We start from the raw sequence: 19,229 nt of genomic DNA, 5'->3' as shown, positions 1-19,229 counted from the left end.
CGAGAGGGCCATCACGCCTCCGGGAACTTCGGCGCGGGGATGCCGACCGACTGGAGTTCGGCGCCGACCGAGGTGGGCCAGACGTCGGCCAGGGTGTCGGGGGTCCAGCCGCCGTCGGCGTACGCCGCCGCGATCTCCTGCGGATGCGACCAGAGTGCCACCTTGTCGCCGCCGATGCCGATGCACTGACCGGTGACACCGCGGGCGGACGAGGAGGCGAGGAAGGGGACGAGGGCCGCGCAGTCCTCGGGGGTGCCGAAGCCCTCGCCCTTGCGGAGGAAGTCCGGCAGCGGCTCGCCGTTGCGCATCGCCTCGATGTACGGCGCGAAGGCGGGGATCGTCTCGGTCATCGCGGTCGCGGCGACCGGCACGATCGCGTTGACGGTGATGTTCGCGCGGCCCAGCTCCATCGACCAGGTGCGGGTCATGGCGGCGATGCCGGCCTTGGCGGCGGCGTAGTTCGTCTGGCCGAAGTTGCCGCGCTGTCCGGCCGGGGAGCCGACCAGGATCAGGGTGCCGCCCTCGCCCTGCTCGCGCATGCGGACGGCCGCGGCGCGGGCGCAGGTGAAGGTGCCCTTGAGGTGGGTGGTGAGGACCGCGTCGAAGTCCTCGTCGGTCATCTTCCACAGGACCTTGTCGCGCAGGATGCCCGCGTTGGTGACCAGGACGTCGAGCCGGCCGAACTCCTCGACCGCGCGGCCGACCAGCCGGTCCGCGGCCTCGGCGGTGCCGACCGGGACGACCTCGGCGACGGCGGTGCCGCCCGCCTCGGCGATGGACTTCACCGCGGCCTCGGCCACGGCCTCGTCGACGTCGTTGACGACCACACGGGCGCCGTGGGCGGCGAGGGCGTGGGCGTAGGCGAGGCCGAGGCCCCGGCCGCTGCCGGTGACGACGGCGGCCTTGCCGGTGAGATCGATGCTGGGCACGGCGGGTCCCTTCGAAGTGCGTGAGGTGCGGCTGCGAGATCGAAGGTAGGAACAATAGTTGTTGACGTCAATAGTTGTTGGACACTCCTCCTTGCGTCATGCTGGGGGCAGCACGCACGCACCGCCCCGCCCCGGGGCCTCGACCAGGGAGCCCGCCATCGCCAGCCGGCCGACCACCCAGCACACCGCAGGCCCCGCGCCGATCGACGCCGACGAGCCGTGGATGCGCGGACTGCACGCGGACACCGGCTATCTGCTGTACCGCCTCGGCCTGCGCTCCGGTCAGCTGTTCAACACGTTCCTCCAGGAGTCGGGGCTGCGGCTGCGCCACTACGCGGTGCTCCGCTTGCTGGCCACCACCCCGGGCGCCCTCCAGCGTGAGCTGAGCTCCTCGCTCGGCTACGACCCGAGCGCGATCGTCGGCCTGGTCGACGACCTGGAGAAGCTGGGCTTCGCCGAGCGGCGCCCCTCCCCCGACGACCGCCGCAGCCGGATCATCGTGCTGACCGAGGGGGGCCGGGCCTTCCTGCGGGACACCGACGAGGCCGGCCGGCGCGTCACCGACGAGCTGGTGCGGCCGCTGGACGCCGACGAGCGGAAGCGGTTGCACGCGCTGCTCCAGCGCGTCGCCGAGTCCGGGCTGGGGTGACGACATGCCGACCCGCCGACCGGGGTGACGACCTGCCGATGACCGCCGACGCCGTACCGTCCCCGTCGGCCGGGGGGACGCGTTCCGCGCCCGACCGGCTGCTGTCGGTGCTCGGTGCCTTCGACCTGGAGCACCCGGCACTGTGCCTGACCGACATCAGCCGGCGCGCCGGGCTGAGCCTGAGCACCGCCCACCGGCTGGTGGCGGCCCTCACCGAGTGGGGCGCGCTGGAGCGGGACGACGCCGGGCTCTACCACGTCGGGCTGCGGCTGTGGGAGCTCGCCGCACTCGCGCCGCGCGGCCTCGCGCTGCGCCAGGTCGCGCTGCCGTACCTGGAGGACCTGTACGAAGCCACGCATGAGAACGTGCAGTTGGCGGTCCAGGACGGGCCGGAGGTCGTCTACATCGAGTGGCTCTCGGGCCGCTCGGCGGTCGGGGTGCATATCCGGGTCGGAGCGCGCTGGCCGCTGCACGCCACAGGGGTCGGACTCGCGCTCCTCGCGCACGGCGACCCGGAGTTCCAGGAGCGGTACTGCGCCGGGCCGCTCGCCTCCTTCACGCCGTACACCGTGACCGACACGGCCGTGCTGCGCCGCATGCTGGCCGAGGTGCGCCGCACGGGCGTGGCGGTGAGCAGCCGCCAGGTGACCGACGACGCGCTGTCGGTCGCGGCGGCGGTGCGCGGGCCGGGCGGTGCGGTCGTCGCCGCCGTGTCGGTCGTCGTGCCGCAGGCCGACGCGCAGGTTCCGGTGCTGGTGCCGGCGGTGCGGCTGGCGGCGCGCGGGATCTCGCGGGCGCTGGGGTGGCAGCCGGAGAAGGGGACGTAGGGGCCGCGGGCCGGTCCGACGGATATCCCTCTCGTCGGTGAGGACGAGGCGTGAGGTCCCTCGCGATACTGAAAGGGCCCCTTGCCCCGAGGAGCCGCCCGTGTCCGCTCGTTCCTGGATCGCCCCCGCGGTCGACCGCCTGCGCACGGCCAACCCGTACGCCGTCGACTCGGCGCTCGCCGCCCTGGTGCTGTTCGCCGTCTCACTCCAGTGGATCTTCCCCGACGAGGGTGACGACCGGCTGAGCTGGCAGGGCTGGCTGATCGGCGCCGCGACCGCGGTACCGCTGGTGTGGCGCCGGAGGGCGCCGTTCGCGACGGCGTGGGCGGTCTCGGTGGCCACCCCGGCACAGGCCGTCTACCACGCCCCGCCGCCCGACGTGATGTACGGCGGCATGGTCGTCCTGTACACGATGGCCACCCTGGGCAGGCCCTGGCAGCGGCGCGTCATGCTGGGCGGCTGGCTGACCGGGGTCTCGCTGGTGATCCTGCACAAGGAGGACCCCCAGCCCTTCGAGTACGCCTTCCAGCTGCTCAGCGTGGTCTGCGCCTACGGCTTCGGCGTGCTCGCCCGGGTGCAGCGGGCCTACACCGCCGAGCTGGAGGACCGGGCCCGGCGGCTGGAGCGGGAACGGGCCGCCGACACCGCGCGTGCCCTCGCGCAGGAGCGCTCCCGGATCGCCCGGGACATGCACGACGTGCTCGCCCACGCGGTGAGTCTGATGGTGGTGCAGGCCGAGGCAGGGCCGGTGGTGGTGCGCAGCGATCCGGCACGCGCGGAGGCCGCGTTCGACGCCATCGCGACGGCGGGGCGGGACGCGATGGCCCAGCTGCGCCGGATCCTCGGCGTGCTCAAGGAACAGCGGGCGGACGGCGACGCGTGGCGGTTGCCGCAGCCGGGCGTGGCCGATCTGCCCGCTCTGGTCCGCCAGGTCGGCGAGTCCGCCGGTCTGCGCGTGGAGCTGCGCACCTCGGGCTCGCCCCGCCCACTGCCGCCGGACACCGAGGTGGCCGCCTTCCGTGTGGTCCAGGAGGCCCTCACCAACACCGTCAAGCACGCGCGGGCCGACTCCGCTACGGTCGAACTCGACTGGACGGAGAACGAGTTGACACTCACGGTCACGGACGACGGACGCGGGCCGGTGGGCGGCCACGGCGGCCACGGTCTGATCGGCATCCGGGAGCGGGCCGCGGCCTGCGGGGGCAGCGCACGGGCCGGGCGCGGACCGCGGGGCGGCTTCCAGGTGGTCGTACGGCTGCCCGCGGCCGTCGACCGGGAGGCGGCCCTGGGATGAGCATCCGGGTGGTGGTCGCCGACGACCAGGAACTGGTCCGCGCCGGGTTCAGCATGATCCTTCAGGCGCAGCCGGACATCGAGGTGGTCGCCGAGGCCGGGGACGGCGCCGAGGCGGTCGCCGCGGTCGAGCGGCACACGCCCGACGTGCTGCTGTTGGACATCCGGATGCCGGTCATGGACGGTCTGGCCGCCGCGCGGCGGGTGTGCGGGCAGTCGAGCTGCAAGGTCGTCATGCTGACCACGTTCGACCTGGACGAATACGTGTACGAGGCGCTGTGCGCCGGGGCCAGCGGCTTCCTGCTGAAGGACGTACGGCGCGACGACCTCGTGCACGCCGTGCGGGTCGTGGCGGCCGGGGACTCGCTGCTCGCGCCCGCGGTGACGCGCCGGCTGGTCGCGGACATCGTGCGGCGCAAGCGGGCCGAGGCGGCCGCGGAGGCCACCCCGCAGCGGCTGGACGTGCTGACCGCGCGCGAGGTCGAGACGCTGCGGATGCTGGCCCGGGGGCTGTCCAACGCGGAGATCGCGACGGCGCTGTTCGTCAGCGAGCACACCGTGAAGACACATGTGAGCAACGTGCTGAGCAAGCTGGGTCTCAGGGACCGGGTGCAGGCCGTGATCTGCGCCTACGAGACGGGGCTCGTCACCCCCGGATCCCCCTAGCGAGGGAGATCCCGGCCCGTTTCCCCCGTACGACGGAGGTCCGCAAACCGCTCCTTCCGGCGATCCGGTGACCACCCCCGCGGCAGGAGTCTGAGGGCGATGGCAACCGACCCGTCCTGCCGGGAGGGACCGTGCTCTCCACGCTCGCCCGGGCGGCGACCCGCCGCCCGCTCACCGTCATCGCTCTCTGGGTGCTCTTCCTGCTGCTCGGCTTCGGGCTCGGGACGGGCGTCTTCAGCCGGCTCTCGGACAATGTGGCCGACATCCCGGGCACCGAGTCGGAGGCCGCCGCCCAGTACCTCGACCGCGCCGATCCGACCGGCGAGTCGATCACCGCCGTCGTCGAGGGCACCGCCGTGTCCGACCCGGCCCTGCGGGCGCAGGTCGAGCGGGCCGTCGCCGAAGTGCGGTCGCTGGCCGGGGTGGCCGCCGTACCCGATCCCTACGCCACCCGTGGCCTGACCGCCGAGGACGGACGGGCCCTGATCATCCCCGTCACCCTGGAAGGCGGCCTCGACGACGGCGCCGAGGAGGCGGCCGTGGACGCGGCGGCCGACCGGATCCGGCAGATCGACGCGCCCGAAGTCCATGTCAGCGGCGGCCCGTTGCTGGGCACGCAGATCGCGGAGCGGGCCCAGGAGGACGTGCGCAACGCGGAGTTGATCTCGCTGCCGGTGGTCCTCGCCCTGTTGCTCGTGGTGTTCGGCGGGCTGCGCGCGGCGGTGCTGCCGCTGGTGATCGCGGTCAGCGGGATCGCGGGGGCGTTCCTCGCCCTGTTCCTGTTCAGCGAGGTCACCGACATCTCGGTGTACGCGATCCAGGTGACCACCATGCTGGGGCTCGGACTCGCCGTGGACTACGCCCTGTTGATGGTGGTCCGCTTCCGCGAGGAGCGCCGCGACACCGATGACGTGACGGAAGCCGTGCACCGCACGGTCGCGGCGGCCGGCCGAACCGTGCTGTTCTCCGGGCTGACCGTCGCGGTCAGCCTGACCGGGCTACTGGTGTTCCCGAGCGTGTTCCTGCGCAGCATGGGCCTGGCCGTGGCCGCCGTGGTGGTCGTCGACATGCTGGCCGCGCTCACGCTGCTGCCCGCGCTGCTCGCCCGGTTCGGCAGCCGGATCGCCCCGGCGAAGGCCCGGCCGCCGGGCGAGGAGGGCCGGGTCTTCGCACGGCTGGCCCGCTTCGCAGCCCGGCGCCGGGTCGCCGTCGTGGCCGTCGTGGTCCCGGTGCTGCTGGTCCTGGCGCTGCCCGTCACCGGCATGCGGATCAACCTCGGCGACGCCAAGCAGCTGCCGGCGAGCACGGAGGCACGGCAGTTGTACGACACGGTCGACGCGCACTTCCCGGCCGGCACCGGCGTCTCCCCGGTCACCGTGGTGCTGAAGCCGGACACGGACATCGCGACCGCCGACCGGATCCGGGCCCTGTCGCCGACGGCCGAGTCCCGCGAACTGCCCGGCGGTACGACGGTCGTCCGCATCCAGCCGCCGGGCAGCGTCGACGGCAAGGAGGCCACCGACCTGGTGGAGCGGATCCGGGACCTCCGCGGCGACGAACCGGTCGAGGTCACCGGACCGGCGGCCCGGCTGCTGGACTTCCGGGAGATGCTCGCCGAGCGGGCGCCATGGGCGGCGGTCACGGTCCTGGCCGGCATCTTCGCCCTGCTCTTCGCCTTCACGGGCTCGCTGTTGATCCCGTTGCGCACGATCCTGACCACCCTGCTCAGTCTGGGGGCCGCGCTCGGCGTGGTGGTGTGGGTCTTCCAGGACGGTCATCTGGCCGGGCTGCTGGGCGGGGAGGGGCTCGGCGCGCTCAGCCTGACCGCGCCGCCGCTCATCGTGGCGATCGCCTTCGGACTGGCCATGGACTACGAGCTGTTCATCCTGGCCAGGATGCGCGAGGCCCGGCAGCGCAGCGGGGACGACCGCGAGGCCGTGGTCACCGGGCTGCGCCGGTCCGGCCGGGTGGTCACCTGTGCGGCGCTGCTCCTCGCGGTGGTCTTCGGCGCCTTCATGACGGGCGGTTTCGCACCGATCCTGGAGATCGGTCTGGGTCTCACCCTCGCGGTGCTGATCGACGCGACGGTGGTACGGATGCTGCTGGTGCCGGCGACGATGGCGCTGCTCGGCCGCCGCGCCTGGTGGGCGCCGAGGCCGCTGCGCCGGGCGCACGACCGGTTCGGGCTGCACGAGCAGCCCGGGGCACCCACGCCCTCGCTCACCACGAAGGCCTGACGCCTCCTCGGCACCGGCACGAGCACCGGCACCGGCACCTCACCCGTGCCGGTGCCGTGGCGCCTCCTGGAGGCGGACGGTCATCTGCACGGCCACCTCGTCACCGGCGGCGAGGCCCTGCGGCTTGCGTACCGCGTTCTTGAGCGGCAGCAGATAGCCGCCGTCCTTGGGGAAGAGCGACGTCTCGAAGTCGAGGTCGCCGATCCTCACCCCGACCGGGATGACTCCCCACCCGTACGTGGCCATCGCGGCCACCTCTTGGATGTCGGCGGCCTCCTCGTCCGGCACCCGGACGAAGTAGTAGGGCGCGGGGCCACGCCATTCGATCACCGGGCCGCTGAAGGCGAGTTCCATGCACGCATTCATAGGGTGAACTCACCTGTGGCGCAAGGGATTTCCCTGCTTCACCTCTTGACGGTCGACATGTCGGGGAGCACATTGGCGTCACTCTGAGAGCGCTCTCAAGCGCTCGGTCAGCCGCACGCACACCCCCCGCCTTCACCCGTACACCGAGAGGCAGCACCCCCATGAGCGAACCCTCCGGCATACCCCGTCGCCACCGACCCCTCAGACGCGCGCTCGTCGCCGTGCTCGGCACCCTCGGCCTGGCGGCGACCGCCGCCCTCGCCGCCGTGCCGTCCGCGAACGCCTCCGCCCCCACGCCCCCGTCGGGCTGGAGCCAGGTGTTCCTGGACGACTTCAACGGCGCCGCGGGCACCGGCGTGAACACCTCGAACTGGCAGTACGCCACCGGCAAGGGCTACCCCGGCGGCCCCGCCAACTGGGGCACCGGCGAGATCGAGACGATGACGAACAGCACCGACAACGTCGCCCTCGACGGCAACGGCAATCTGCGCATCACCCCGCGCCGGGACGCCTCCGGCAACTGGACCTCGGGGCGCATCGAGACGAACCGCACCGACTTCCAGCCGCCGGCGGGCGGCAAGCTGCGCGTGGAGTCCCGTATCCAGGTGCCGAACGTCACCGGCGCCGCCGCCAAGGGCTACTGGCCGGCGTTCTGGATGCTGGGCGGGCCCTACCGCGGCAACTACTGGAACTGGCCCGGCGTCGGCGAGCTCGACATCATGGAGAACACCCAGGGCATGAACACGGTGTTCGCCACCATGCACTGCGGTACCGCTCCCGGCGGCCCGTGCAACGAGAACAGCGGCATCGGCGGCAACACGACCTGCTCCGGCACCACCTGCCAGGCGGGCTTCCACACCTACCGGATGGAGTGGGACCGCTCCACGAGCGTCGAGGAGATCCGCTTCTACCTCGACGGCACCAACTTCCACACCGTCCGGGCCAACCAGGTGGACGCCACGACCTGGGCGAACGCCACGAACCACGGCTACTTCATCATCCTCAACGTGGCCATGGGCGGCGGCTTCCCGGACGCCTTCGGCGGCGGCCCGGACAGCGGGACACAGCCGGGCCACGCCATGGTCGTGGACTACGTCCAGGTGCTCTCCAGCGGCGGCGGCACCACTCCCCCGCCGACGGGCAACCGGGACGCCTACAGCGCCATCCAGGCCGAGTCGTACGACGGTCAGGGCGGCGTGAGCACCGAGTCCACCTCGGACTCGGGCGGCGGCCAGAACCTGGCGGCGCTCGCCAACGGGGACTGGTCGCTGTACCGGGGGGTCAACTTCGGCTCGACGGCGGCCACCCAGTTCGTCGCCCGGGTGGCGAGCGGTGCGGCGAGCGGCGTCAGCGGTCTGGTGGAGGTGCGCCTCGACAACCGCTCCAACGCGCCCGTCGGGAGTTTCGCGGTGGGCAACACGGGCGGCTGGCAGTCGTGGCGGACGATCCCCGCGAACATCAGCGGGGTGACCGGCACGCATGACGTGTATCTGACCTTCACCAGCGGGCAGCCGTCCGACTTCGTGAACGTGAACTGGTTCAACTTCGGTCGCTGACCGATGGGTCGAGGATGCCCCGCGTGGACCGGTGCGGTCGCGCGGGGCATCGTCGTGTCAGCCCCGCCGCCGGATCGCGCGGACGACCTCGGGGATCGCGCCGGTGAGGAGGAGGGCGGCGAGCGGGACGACGATGTCGGACCAGGGGTCACGGATGGGCCGGTACGTCGAGACGCCGTCGCGGATCTCGATGTAGCCGACCGGTGTGGCCTCGACACCTCCCCCGCCGCCTCCGCCCTCACCCGCCTTGGCGCCCCCGATCCGTCCGCCTCCGCCGCCCAGCCCGAAGGCCACTCTGGCGACCGGTACGACGGTGACACCGTCGGCGGTGACGGGTTCGCCGTAGACGGCGGTGACGGATGCGCGAGCGCCGAGTCTGTCGGCGAGGCGGTCCAGGAGGGTGCCTACGGCGTGGAGGGGGGTGCCGCCCTTGTCGGGCGTGCGCGCGGTCGGATCTTCCCTGTGGTCCTCGTCTGGGGTCATGCATGTCTCGTAGGCAGGTGAGGCCGCGGCAGTCAAGGGAACTCGCCGCCCTGGGGACAGAACGCGGGCGTATGGGGCATCCGACGCGTACGGTGACAGAGGGAGGAGCACATGGGCTTCGCCGACGACCATCTCGTTCCGCTGGTCGACGAGGGCCTCGGCAACAGCGCCTACCTCGTCGATCTGGGCGACGGCCGCGCCCTGGCCGTGGACGCGAGCCGGGATCTGCGTGCCCTGCGCTCCGAGGCCCGCCGACGCCGGCTCACCGTCGCCTTCGCCGCCGACACCCATCTGCACGCCGACTTCCTCACCGGCGCGCTCCAGCTCGCGGCCGACGACGGGGCGACCGTGCTGGCCTCCGCCGCCGGGCGCCGCGCCTTCGAGCACCGGGCCCTGGCGGACGGCGACGAGGTGGACCTGGGCGGGCTGACCCTGCGCGCGCTCGCCACGCCCGGTCACACGGACGAGCACCTGTCCTTCCTGCTGCTGGACGGCACACGGGAGTTGGGGGTCTTCACCGGCGGTTCGCTGATCGTCGGCTCGGCCGCCCGCACCGATCTGCTCGGCGCCGACCGGGCGGAGGAGCTCGCCCGTGCCCAGTACCGCTCCCTGCACCGGCTGACCCGGCTGCCCGACACGACGCCGGTGTGGCCCACCCATGGCGCGGGTTCCTTCTGCTCCGCCCCGCAGGGCGCCGAGCGCACCACGACCATCGGCGCCGAGAAGCGGGCCAACACCCTGCTCACCGCGCCGGACGAGGAGAGCTTCGTACGGCGGCTGCTCGGCGGGCTCGGGTCCTACCCCGCGTACTTCGACCGCCTCGCCGAGGCCAACCGCCGGGGCCCCGAGCCGCTCCCCGCAGCGCCCTCGCTGCCCGCGCTGTCCCCGGCGGAGGTACGCCGGCTGCGCGGTGAGGGGGCGGGGATCGTCGACGTGCGCCCGGTCGAGGACTTCGCGGCCGGCCACATCCCCGGGGCCCTCTCCGTGCACCTCCGGGACCAGTTCGCCACCTGGCTCGGCTGGCTGCTGCCCGACGACACCCCGCTGGTCTTCGTCACGGCTCCCGGCCAGGACCTGGCCGAACTCATCTGGCAGTCCCTGAAGATCGGCCACCAGCGGCTGTGCGGCCGGGTCACGATGGACGCCTGGACGTCCGCCGGCGGCGACCACGAGACGGTCGACCTCGTGCCGCCCGACGACGTGGACGCCGACCGACCGGTACTCGACGTCCGTCAGCGATCGGAGTGCGAGGCCGGCCACATCCCCGGCGCCGTCACCATCGAACTCGGCGACCTCACCGACCACACCGCCGAGGCACCGTCGGGCGCACTGGTGCACTGCACCCGCGGCGAGCGCGCGATGACAGCGGCCAGCGTCCTACAACGAGCGGGCCACCACGACGTGACCGTCCTCAGGGGCGGCCCCGAGGACTGGTCAAGAACAACCGGCCATCCCCTCAGAACCGAGGACTGAGCGAAGCCCGGCGCACACACCACCCCGAGGACTGAACACCGACGGAGGCGCAACCCCCCAAGGGGCGCGGGGAACTGCGCGACCAGCCACGACGGCGCCGCAGCCACACCACGACCCCCTTCGACAACCCCTCCGCCACCCCGAGGACTGAACACCGACGGAGGCCCAACCCCCCAAGGGGCGCGGGGAACTGCGCGACCAACCACGACGGCCCCGCAGCCACACCACGACCCCACACCGCAGCACCCTCGGGACGATCCGTCACCGAAGCTCCGCCCGAAACGCCGCCGGCGTCATCTCCGTGTGCTGATGAAAGAACTTGGAGAAGTTCGCGGCGTCCGGAAACCCCACCGCCACCCCCACCCGGCCGATCGGCAGCTCCGTATGCGCCAGCAGCCGCTTCGCCTCCAGGATCACCCGCTTGTCGATGAACCCCTTGGGAGTCTCACCGGTCGCGGCCCGGACCGCCCGGACCAGGGTGCGCCGGGAGTATCCGAGCTGGTCGGCGTAGGCGCTGACGCTGTGGTTGGTGGCGAAGCCCAGTTCCACCGCGTCCCGGAAGAGCGTGAACGTCGTGTCGCCCTGGTCCCGCGCGGCCTCCGCCGAACTCGCGGCGAGATGGGCGAGCCGCAGCAGGAACGCGGTCAGTGAGTGCCGCAGGACGGCGGTGTGCAGGCTCAGGGGCAGGGTCGTCGTGTCCTCGTACTCGCGCCGGAGTTGGGCGAGTGCCGAGCGCAGCGCCGTGAGCTGGGCGGCGTCGGGGTGCAGCAGGGGCGGGAGGTCGTAGCGGTAGAGGCCGGTGGCCTCGACGGTGGCGCGGGGCAGGAAGCCGGGCTGCATGGTCAGGACGGTGCCCCGGTAGTCGCCGGTCCCGGAGAACCGGTGCACCTGGCCGGGGCGGATCCACAGCAGGTCGCCCGCCCGCGCCTCGTACTCGGCGAAGTCGATCATGTGGCGTACGGGCCCCTCGCTGAAGAGCATCACGACGTGGAAGTCGATGCGGTGCACCCGCTCCAGCGGCGCGTCGGCGGCGTGCCAGGTGGGCCCGGCGCCCATCCGGCCCACCTGCATGCCGACGCCGAGGACGCTCAGATCGACCGGGAACGGAAACGTCCGTATCGGGTCGCCGCCTTGACCCCTCGCGTCCGCGATTTCCGCCATATCCGCCATGTCCGTCTCGTGCCGTCTCACTCGTGCGTGACCCCTGCTCAGCCGTGCGCGGCACTCCTCGCCGTGTCCCACTTTCACCACAGCCTGGCACACGCCGACCTTCCTTCTCAAAAGTCAGACTTTTACTTTTGAACGCGTTGGACCAGCCACTTCGCTCCGATCGAGGACTTCTTGAAGATGAGCACGCAGACACCGGACACTTTCGAATGGACCGAACTGGACCGGCGTGCCGTCGACACCGCGCGTCTGTTGGCGGCGGACGCGGTACAGAAGGTCGGCAACGGCCACCCGGGCACCGCGATGAGCCTCGCCCCGGCCGCGTACACGATCTTTCAGAAGGTGATGCGTCATGATCCCGCCGATCCCGAGTGGACCGGACGGGACCGTTTCGTCCTCTCCCCCGGGCACACCTCGCTGACCCTCTACACCCAGCTCTTCCTCGCCGGGTACGAGCTGGAGCTGGACGACCTCAAGTCCTTCCGGACGCACGGTTCGAAGACACCGGGGCACCCCGAGTACGGCCACACGGCCGGCGTCGAGACGACGACCGGCCCGCTCGGCCAGGGTGTCGCCAACGCCGTCGGCATGGCGATGGCGGCCCGCTACGAGCGCGGTCTGTTCGACCCGGACGCCCCCGAGGGCGAGTCCCCGTTCGACCACACCATCTGGGCGATCGTCTCCGACGGCGACCTGGAGGAGGGCGTCTCCGCCGAGGCCTCCTCGCTCGCCGGCCACCAGAAGCTCGGCAACCTCGTCTTCCTCTACGACGACAACCACATCTCCATCGAGGGCGACACCGCGACCGCCTTCTCCGAGGACGTGCTGGGGCGCTACGAGGCGTACGGCTGGCACGTCCAGCGGATCGAGCCCGCTCTGGGCGGCGACATCGACGTACCCGCGCTGTACGCGGCCCTGCGGGCGGCGCAGGCCGAGACCGAGCGCCCCTCCATCATCGCGATGCGCACGATCATCGCCTGGCCCGCCCCCAACGCGCAGAACACCGAGGCCTCGCACGGCTCGGCGCTGGGCGAGGAGGAGATCGCGAACACCAAGCGGGTGCTCGGCTTCGACCCCTCGCGCACGTTCGAGGTCGCCGACGAGGTCCTCGCCCACAGCCGCCGGGCCCTCGACCGGGGCGCCGAGGCGCATGCCGCCTGGGACAAGCGGATCGAGGAGTGGCGCGGCGCCGACCCCGAGCGCGCGAAGCTCTTCGACCGGGTCGTCGCCGGTCAGCTGCCGGAGGGCTGGGAGTCCGCGATACCCCTCTTCGAGGAGGGCAAGTCGCTCGCCACCCGCGCCGCTTCCGGCAAGGTGCTCCAGGCGCTCGGCCCCGTCCTCCCCGAGCTGTGGGGCGGCTCCGCCGACCTCGCCGGATCGAACAACACGACCATCGACAAGGCGAGTTCGTTCCTGCCGAAGGGCAACCCGCTGCCCGAGGCGGACCCGTACGGCCGTACGGTCCACTTCGGCATCCGCGAGTTCTCGATGGCCGCGGAGATGAACGGCATCGCCCTGCACGGCAACACCCGGATCTACGGCGGCACCTTCCTGGTGTTCTCCGACTACATGCGCAACGCCGTGCGCATGTCCGCCCTGATGCAGCTGCCGGTGACGTACGTGTGGACGCACGACTCCATCGGCCTCGGCGAGGACGGCCCGACGCACCAGCCGGTCGAGCACCTGGCCGCGCTGCGCGCCATCCCGGGCCTGAACATCGTCCGCCCCGCCGACGCCAACGAGACCGCCGTCGTCTGGGCCGAGATCCTCCGGCGCCACTCCACCGACCCGGCCCCGCACGGACTGGCGCTCACCCGTCAGGGTGTGCCGACCTACGCCCCCAACTCGGCTGCGGCGAAGGGTGGTTACGTCCTTCGGGACTCCTCCACCGGGACCCCCGACGTCGTCCTGATCGCCACCGGCTCCGAGGTGCAGCTCGCCGTCGCCGCGCGCGAGGTGCTTCAGGCCGAGGGGATCGGTACCCGGGTGGTGTCCATGCCGTCCGTGGAGTGGTTCGAGCAGCAGCCGCGCGAGTACCGCGAAGACGTGCTTCCGCCGGCCGTGAAGGCGCGGGTCGCCGTCGAGGCCGGGATCGGGCTGACCTGGCACCGGTTCGTGGGCGACGCCGGACGCATCGTCTCCCTGGAGCACTTCGGCGCCTCCGCCGACGCGAAGACGCTGTTCGCCGAGTACGGCTTCACGCCGGAGAACGTCGCCGCCGCGGCGCGGGCCGCCTTGCATTCCGCCACCGGCATTGCCGCCGCCCGCGGTTGATCCGTACGCAGAAGGAAGTTGATCACTGTGACCATCGAAACCCCCGCCTCCGCGGGCATCCTCGAGCGCCTCGCCGACGAGGGCGTCTCGATCTGGCTGGACGACCTCTCGCGCAAGCGGATCGAGTCGGGCAACCTCGCCGAGCTGATCGCGAACAGGAACGTCGTCGGCGTCACCACCAACCCGTCCATCTTCCAGGCCGCCATCGGCTCCGGCGAGGGCTATGAGGAGCAGCTCGCCGACCTGGCGGTGCGGGGCGTCACGGTCGACGAGGCCGTCCGCATGATGACCACCGCCGACGTCCGCGCCGCCGCCGACGTCCTGCGGCCGGTGTACGACGCCACCGGGGGCCGGGACGGCCGGGTCTCCATCGAGGTCGACCCCCGCCTCGCCCACGACACGACGGCGACGATCGCCGAGGCCGGGCAGCTGGCCTGGCTGGTCGACCGTCCCAACGTGATGATCAAGATCCCGGCGACGCAGGCGGGCCTGCCCGCCATCACCGAGGTCATCGCCCACGGCATCAGCGTCAACGTCACGCTGATCTTCTCGCTGGAGCGCTACCGCGAGGTCATGGACGCCTACCTGGCCGGTCTGGAGAAGGCCGCCGCGAACGGCCTGGACCTGTCCGGCATCCACTCCGTCGCCTCCTTCTTCGTCTCCCGCGTCGACGCCGAGATCGACAGGCGGCTGACCGCGATCGGCACGGACGAGGCCCTCGCGCTCAAGGGCCGGGCGGCGCTGGCGAACGCGCGGCTCGCCTACGAGGCCTACGAGGATGTATTCGGCGGCCGCCGCTGGACCGCCCTCACCGGCACCGGGGCCAACAAGCAGCGCCCGCTGTGGGCGTCCACAGGGGTTAAGGACCCGGCCTACAAGGACACCCTGTACGTCGACGAACTGGTCGCGCCCGGCACCGTGAACACGATGCCGGAGGCGACGCTGAACGCCACCGCCGACCACGGCGAGATCACCGGCGACACGGTGACCGGGGGTTACGCCCAGGCCCGCGCCGACCTGGCCGCCGTGGAGGCGCTCGGCATCTCGTACGACGACGTCGTCACCCGGTTGGAGGACGAGGGCGTCGCCAAGTTCGAGGTGGCGTGGCAGGACCTGTTGGACGCCGTCAAGAACTCGCTCGGCAGCAAGGGAGCTGACGCGGAATGACCTCCGCACTGGAACCGGACTGGGACAACCCCCTCCGCGACACACGTGACCGCCGCCTGCCCCGTATCGCCGGACCGTCCGGGCTGGTCATCTTCGGTGTCACGGGCGATCTGTCCCGCAAGAAGCTGATGCCGGCCGTGTACGACCTCGCCAACCGCGGCATGCTGCCGCCGGGCTTCTCGCTGGTCGGGTTCGCCCGCCGGGACTGGGAGGACCAGGACTTCGCCGAGGTCGTGCACGACTCGGTGCGCGAGCACGCCCGTACGGAGTTCCGCGAGGAGGTCTGGCAGCAGCTGGCCGAGGGCATGCGGTTCATCCCCGGCGACTTCGACGACGACGCGGCGTTCGATCAGCTGCACCGGACGGTCGATGAGCTGGACAAGGCGCGCGGGACCAGCGGCAACTACGCCTTCTACCTCTCGGTGCCGCCGAAGTTCTTCCCGAAGGTCGTGCAGCAGTTGAAGAAGCACGGCCTGGCGGACGCGCCCGAGGGGTCCTGGCGGCGGGCGGTCATCGAGAAGCCGTTCGGCCGGGACCTGGCGAGCGCGCGGGAGCTGAACGCGATCGTGCACGAGGTGTTCGACCCGGAGCAGGTCTTCCGGATCGACCACTACCTGGGCAAGGAGACCGTCCAGAACATCCTGGCGCTGCGGTTCGCGAACCAGATGTTCGAGCCGATCTGGAACCGGTCGTACGTCGACCATGTGCAGATCACGATGGCCGAGGACATCGGCATCGGCGGCCGGGCGGGCTACTACGACGGGATCGGCTCTGCCCGTGACGTCATCCAGAACCATCTGCTCCAGCTGATGGCGCTGACCGCCATGGAGGAGCCGGCCGCCTTCGACGCGGGGTCCCTGCTCACCGAGAAGCTCAAGGTGCTCAAGGCGGTCAAGCTGCCGGAGGACCTCGGCAAGCACACCGTGCGCGGGCAGTACGCGGCCGCCTGGCAGGGCGGCGAGAAGGTGGGCGGCTACCTCGACGAGGACGGCATCGACCCCGGCTCGAAGACCGACACCTACGCGGCCATCAGGCTGAACGTGGACAACCGGCGCTGGGCGGGCGTGCCGTTCTACCTGCGCACCGGCAAGCGGCTCGGGCGGCGGGTCACGGAGATCGCCGTCGTGTTCCAGCGGGCGCCGCACTCCCCCTTCGACTCCACCGCCACCGAGGAGCTCGGCCAGAACGCCATCGTCATCCGCGTCCAGCCGGACGAGGGCATGACCGTGCGGTTCGGGTCCAAGGTGCCGGGCACGTCGATGGAGATCCGGGACGTGACGATGGACTTCGCGTACGGCGAGTCGTTCACGGAGTCCAGCCCGGAGGCGTACGAGCGGCTCATCCTGGATGTCCTCCTTGGGGACGCCAATTTGTTCCCCCGTCACCAGGAAGTGGAAGAGTCCTGGAAGATCCTCGATCCGATCGAGGAGTACTGGGACAGGCACGGCAGGCCGGCGCGGTACGCGTCCGGGAGCTGGGGACCCGAGGAAGCGGACGAGATGCTCGCACGAGACGGACGGAGCTGGCGCAGGCCATGAAGATCGACCTGAGCGACACCACGGCAAGCAAGATCAACAAGGCGCTGGTGCAGGGCCGCCGCGCGATCGGCACGCCGGCCGTGGGCATGGTCCTGACGATGGTGATCGTCACGGACGAGGAGAACGCCTACGACTCGATCAAGGCGGCCGAGGAGGCCTCGCACGAGCACCCCGCGCGCACCCTGGTCGTGATCAAGCGGCACGCCCGCACCCCGCGCGACCGCACCCGCTCCCACCTCGACGCCGAGGTCCGGGTGGGCGCCGACGCCGGCACCGGCGAGACGGTCGTGCTGCGCCTGTACGGCGAGGTCTCCGACCACGCCGACTCGGTGGTGCTGCCGCTGCTGCTGCCGGACGCGCCGGTCGTCGTGTGGTGGCCGGTGGACGCGCCCGAGAACCCCTCCAAGGACCCGCTGGGCGCGCTGGCCCAGCGCCGGATCACCGACCTGTACACCACCGAGACACCGCTGTCGGACCTGGAGGTCCGCGCCCGCTCCTACGCGCCGGGCGACACCGACCTCGCCTGGACCCGGCTCACCCCCTGGCGCTCCATGCTCGCCGCGGCCCTGGACCAGGCCCGGGTGCCGATCGTCTCGGCGGTCGTGGAGGCGGAGGCCGACAACCCGGCCGCCGAGCTGCTGGCCCGCTGGCTGGAGGCCCGCCTCCATGTCACCGCCGAGCGTGTGGTCACCGCCGGTCCGGTCGTGACCGGCGTGCGCCTCGGCACCGAGAACGGCGAGATCGTCATCGATCGTCCCGAGGGCCCGCTGGCCACGCTGCACCTGCCGGACCAGCCGTCGCGCACCCTCGCGCTGAAGGTCCGCACGACCTCCGAACTCATCGCCGAGGAGCTCAGGCGCCTCGACGCGGACGAGATGTACGCCATCGCCCTGCGCGGCGAGGCGACCAAGGAGGCCTCCTCCCATGTCTGAGACCCCGAAGCTCACCCTGCGCCCCGAGTGGACGGCCCTGGAGGACCACCGCGCGGACGTCCTCCAGCGCCCCCGGCTGCGTGAGCTGTTCGCCGCCGACCCCTCTCGCGCCGAACGGTACGTCGTGCGCGTGGGCGATCTGCGGATCGACTACTCCAAGCACCTGGTCAACGACGAGACCCTCGCCCTGCTGCGTGAACTCGCCGCCGCCACCGGTGTGTCCGCCCTGCGCGACGCGATGTTCCGCGGTGAGCGGATCAACGTCACGGAGGACCGGGCGGTGCTGCACACCGCGCTGCGGGCGCCGCGGGACGCGGTGGTCGAGGTGGACGGCGAGAACGTCGTGCCCAAGGTGCACGCGGTGCTCGACAAGATGGGCGCCTTCGCCGACCGCGTCCGCTCCGGCGCGTGGACCGGCCACACGGGCCGCCGAATCCGCAACGTCGTCAACATCGGCATCGGCGGCTCCGACCTCGGTCCTGCGATGGCGTACGAGGCGCTGCGCCCGTTCACCGCACGGGAGTTGACGTTCCGGTTCGTCTCCAACGTGGACGGCGCCGACCTCCACGAGGCGGTCCGCGACCTCGACCCGGCGGAGACCCTGTTCATCGTCGCGTCCAAGACGTTCACCACGATCGAGACGATCACCAACGCCACCTCGGCCCGTTCCTGGCTGCTGGCCGGGCTCGGCGACGAGAAGGCGGTCGCCCGGCACTTCGTGGCGCTGTCGACCAACGCCGAGAAGGTCACCGACTTCGGCATCGACCCGGACAACATGTTCGAGTTCTGGGACTGGGTCGGCGGGCGCTACTCCTACGACTCGGCGATCGGCCTGTCCCTGATGATCGCCATCGGCCCGGAGCGCTTCCGGGAGATGCTCGACGGCTTCCACACCGTCGACGAGCACTTCCGGAACGCGCCCGCCGAGGACAACGCGCCGCTGACCCTGGGCCTGTTGGGCATCTGGTACGGCAATTTCTTCGGCGCCGAGTCCCATGCGGTGCTGCCGTACTCGCACTACCTGTCGAAGTTCACGGCGTACCTCCAGCAGCTGGACATGGAGTCCAACGGCAAGTCGGTGGACCGCGAGGGCCACACCGTGGGCTGGGAGACCGGCCCGGTCGTGTGGGGCACGCCCGGCACCAACGGGCAGCACGCCTACTACCAGCTGATCCACCAGGGCACCCGGCTGATCCCGGCCGACCTGATCGGCTTCGCCCGCCCGGTCGCCGAGCTCAGCGACGAACTCAAGGCACAGCACGACCTGTTGATGGCGAACCTGTTCGCCCAGGGCCAGGCGCTCGCCTTCGGCAAGACCGCGGACGAGGTGCGCGCGGAGGGCGTGCCCGAGGAGCAGGTCCCGCACCGCACGTTCCTCGGCAACCACCCCACCACCACGATTCTCGCCCCCGAGCTGACCCCGTCGGTCCTCGGCCAGCTGGTCGCCCTCTACGAGCACAAGGTGTTCGTGCAGGGCGCGGTCTGGAACATCGACTCCTTCGACCAGTGGGGCGTGGAGCTGGGCAAGGTCCTCGCCAAGCGCGTCGAACCCGCCCTCACCGAGGGGGCGGACGTCCCCGGCCTCGACCCGTCCACCGCCGCCCTCGTGGCCGCCTACCGCTCGCTCAGGAACGCACAGGACGCGCAGGGCGTCCGGGAGGAAGTGAACTGA

Annotated in this window: 16 protein-coding genes; 12 read left to right on the top strand and 4 right to left on the bottom strand. The window is 71.7% G+C overall.

The genetic code is table 11. The features are described 5' to 3' along the window. Window positions 1-11: 11 nt before the first annotated feature. Window positions 12-929: an SDR family NAD(P)-dependent oxidoreductase gene (locus ACIQWG_RS31105; RefSeq protein WP_404101706.1), complete on the bottom strand. Its 918-nt coding sequence runs from the start codon at window positions 927-929 to the stop codon at window positions 12-14. A gap of 223 nt (window positions 930-1,152) precedes the next feature. Here ACIQWG_RS31105 and ACIQWG_RS31100 point away from each other — a divergent pair, with 223 nt between their 5' ends. From ACIQWG_RS31100 to ACIQWG_RS31080, 5 genes are all read left to right on the top strand, one after another. Then, entirely contained in the window at window positions 1,153-1,578 is a 426-nt protein-coding gene (locus ACIQWG_RS31100; protein WP_404101705.1) for a MarR family winged helix-turn-helix transcriptional regulator, read from the top strand. A 38-nt stretch (window positions 1,579-1,616) separates the two neighbouring features. Next, window positions 1,617-2,405 (top strand): IclR family transcriptional regulator, encoded by a 789-nt coding sequence (locus tag ACIQWG_RS31095; RefSeq protein ID WP_404101703.1) that lies wholly within the window; start codon window positions 1,617-1,619, stop codon window positions 2,403-2,405. A 100-nt stretch (window positions 2,406-2,505) separates the two neighbouring features. Continuing rightward, window positions 2,506-3,699 carry a sensor histidine kinase gene (locus ACIQWG_RS31090; protein ID WP_404101701.1) on the top strand — a complete coding sequence of 398 codons (1,194 nt, stop codon included), beginning with the start codon at window positions 2,506-2,508 and terminating at the stop codon, window positions 3,697-3,699. Then, on the top strand, window positions 3,696-4,364 hold the full coding sequence (locus ACIQWG_RS31085) for a response regulator (RefSeq protein ID WP_404101699.1): 669 nt from the start codon (window positions 3,696-3,698) through the stop codon (window positions 4,362-4,364). Before ACIQWG_RS31090 ends, ACIQWG_RS31085 begins: the two co-directional genes overlap by 4 nt. Window positions 4,365-4,495: 131 nt before the next feature. Further along, window positions 4,496-6,601 (top strand): MMPL family transporter, encoded by a 2,106-nt coding sequence (locus ACIQWG_RS31080; RefSeq protein ID WP_404101698.1) that lies wholly within the window; start codon window positions 4,496-4,498, stop codon window positions 6,599-6,601. A 39-nt stretch (window positions 6,602-6,640) separates the two neighbouring features. On the opposite strand, the gene ACIQWG_RS31075 is transcribed toward ACIQWG_RS31080, so the two are convergent. Beyond that, the gene (locus ACIQWG_RS31075; protein WP_404101696.1) at window positions 6,641-6,955 is read right to left on the bottom strand and encodes a DUF1905 domain-containing protein; all 315 of its coding nucleotides are present in this window, start codon (window positions 6,953-6,955) and stop codon (window positions 6,641-6,643) included. A 173-nt stretch (window positions 6,956-7,128) separates the two neighbouring features. Here ACIQWG_RS31075 and ACIQWG_RS31070 point away from each other — a divergent pair, with 173 nt between their 5' ends. Beyond that, a complete protein-coding gene (locus ACIQWG_RS31070; protein WP_404101694.1) occupies window positions 7,129-8,523 on the top strand; it encodes a glycoside hydrolase family 16 protein in 1,395 nt (464 codons plus the stop codon). 57 nt (window positions 8,524-8,580) lie between these two features. Here the strand turns inward: ACIQWG_RS31070 and ACIQWG_RS31065 are convergent, their stop codons facing one another. Then, window positions 8,581-9,006: a spore germination protein GerW family protein gene (locus tag ACIQWG_RS31065; protein ID WP_404101693.1), complete on the bottom strand. Its 426-nt coding sequence runs from the start codon at window positions 9,004-9,006 to the stop codon at window positions 8,581-8,583. 111 nt (window positions 9,007-9,117) lie between these two features. Here ACIQWG_RS31065 and ACIQWG_RS31060 point away from each other — a divergent pair, with 111 nt between their 5' ends. Further along, the gene (locus tag ACIQWG_RS31060) at window positions 9,118-10,479 is read left to right on the top strand and encodes a rhodanese-like domain-containing protein (RefSeq protein WP_404101691.1); all 1,362 of its coding nucleotides are present in this window, start codon (window positions 9,118-9,120) and stop codon (window positions 10,477-10,479) included. A gap of 261 nt (window positions 10,480-10,740) precedes the next feature. Here ACIQWG_RS31060 and ACIQWG_RS31055 read toward each other — a convergent pair whose 3' ends face one another. Beyond that, window positions 10,741-11,640: a helix-turn-helix domain-containing protein gene (locus ACIQWG_RS31055; RefSeq protein WP_404101690.1), complete on the bottom strand. Its 900-nt coding sequence runs from the start codon at window positions 11,638-11,640 to the stop codon at window positions 10,741-10,743. A 186-nt stretch (window positions 11,641-11,826) separates the two neighbouring features. Between ACIQWG_RS31055 and tkt the strand changes: the two genes are divergently transcribed. Genes tkt through pgi form a run of 5 tightly spaced genes read left to right on the top strand, consistent with a single transcriptional unit; the run spans window position 11,827 to window position 19,229 of the window. Then, window positions 11,827-13,920 carry a transketolase gene (tkt, locus tag ACIQWG_RS31050; RefSeq protein WP_404101689.1) on the top strand — a complete coding sequence of 698 codons (2,094 nt, stop codon included), beginning with the start codon at window positions 11,827-11,829 and terminating at the stop codon, window positions 13,918-13,920. 18 nt (window positions 13,921-13,938) lie between these two features. Next, window positions 13,939-15,087: a transaldolase gene (gene tal / locus ACIQWG_RS31045; RefSeq protein WP_404101687.1), complete on the top strand. Its 1,149-nt coding sequence runs from the start codon at window positions 13,939-13,941 to the stop codon at window positions 15,085-15,087. Further along, the gene (zwf, locus tag ACIQWG_RS31040) at window positions 15,084-16,625 is read left to right on the top strand and encodes a glucose-6-phosphate dehydrogenase (protein WP_404101685.1); all 1,542 of its coding nucleotides are present in this window, start codon (window positions 15,084-15,086) and stop codon (window positions 16,623-16,625) included. The genes tal and zwf overlap by 4 nt, the downstream gene beginning before the upstream one ends. After that, on the top strand, window positions 16,622-17,557 hold the full coding sequence (opcA, locus tag ACIQWG_RS31035; protein ID WP_404101683.1) for a glucose-6-phosphate dehydrogenase assembly protein OpcA: 936 nt from the start codon (window positions 16,622-16,624) through the stop codon (window positions 17,555-17,557). The genes zwf and opcA overlap by 4 nt, the downstream gene beginning before the upstream one ends. Then, window positions 17,550-19,229 (top strand): glucose-6-phosphate isomerase, encoded by a 1,680-nt coding sequence (gene pgi / locus ACIQWG_RS31030; protein ID WP_404101682.1) that lies wholly within the window; start codon window positions 17,550-17,552, stop codon window positions 19,227-19,229. The genes opcA and pgi overlap by 8 nt, the downstream gene beginning before the upstream one ends.

Origin of the sequence: Streptomyces sp. NPDC098781 (genome assembly GCF_044759995.1) — a bacterium.
Lineage (GTDB): Bacteria > Actinomycetota > Actinomycetes > Streptomycetales > Streptomycetaceae > Streptomyces.
Note: the sequence above shows the minus strand (reverse complement) of the source record. Positions and strands in the feature narration are given on the sequence as shown.

Coding starts and splice junctions, on each gene's coding strand:
- ACIQWG_RS31100 (WP_404101705.1), top strand. CDS start 1,153: ATGCGCGGACTGCACGCGGACACCGGCTATCTGCTGTACCGCCTCGGC.
- ACIQWG_RS31095 (WP_404101703.1), top strand. CDS start 1,617: ATGACCGCCGACGCCGTACCGTCCCCGTCGGCCGGGGGGACGCGTTCC.
- ACIQWG_RS31085 (WP_404101699.1), top strand. CDS start 3,696: ATGAGCATCCGGGTGGTGGTCGCCGACGACCAGGAACTGGTCCGCGCC.
- ACIQWG_RS31075 (WP_404101696.1), bottom strand. CDS start 6,955: ATGGAACTCGCCTTCAGCGGCCCGGTGATCGAATGGCGTGGCCCCGCG.
- ACIQWG_RS31070 (WP_404101694.1), top strand. CDS start 7,129: ATGAGCGAACCCTCCGGCATACCCCGTCGCCACCGACCCCTCAGACGC.
- ACIQWG_RS31065 (WP_404101693.1), bottom strand. CDS start 9,006: ATGACCCCAGACGAGGACCACAGGGAAGATCCGACCGCGCGCACGCCC.
- ACIQWG_RS31060 (WP_404101691.1), top strand. CDS start 9,118: ATGGGCTTCGCCGACGACCATCTCGTTCCGCTGGTCGACGAGGGCCTC.
- ACIQWG_RS31055 (WP_404101690.1), bottom strand. CDS start 11,640: ATGGCGGAAATCGCGGACGCGAGGGGTCAAGGCGGCGACCCGATACGG.
- tkt (WP_404101689.1), top strand. CDS start 11,827: ATGAGCACGCAGACACCGGACACTTTCGAATGGACCGAACTGGACCGG.
- zwf (WP_404101685.1), top strand. CDS start 15,084: ATGACCTCCGCACTGGAACCGGACTGGGACAACCCCCTCCGCGACACA.
- opcA (WP_404101683.1), top strand. CDS start 16,622: ATGAAGATCGACCTGAGCGACACCACGGCAAGCAAGATCAACAAGGCG.
- pgi (WP_404101682.1), top strand. CDS start 17,550: ATGTCTGAGACCCCGAAGCTCACCCTGCGCCCCGAGTGGACGGCCCTG.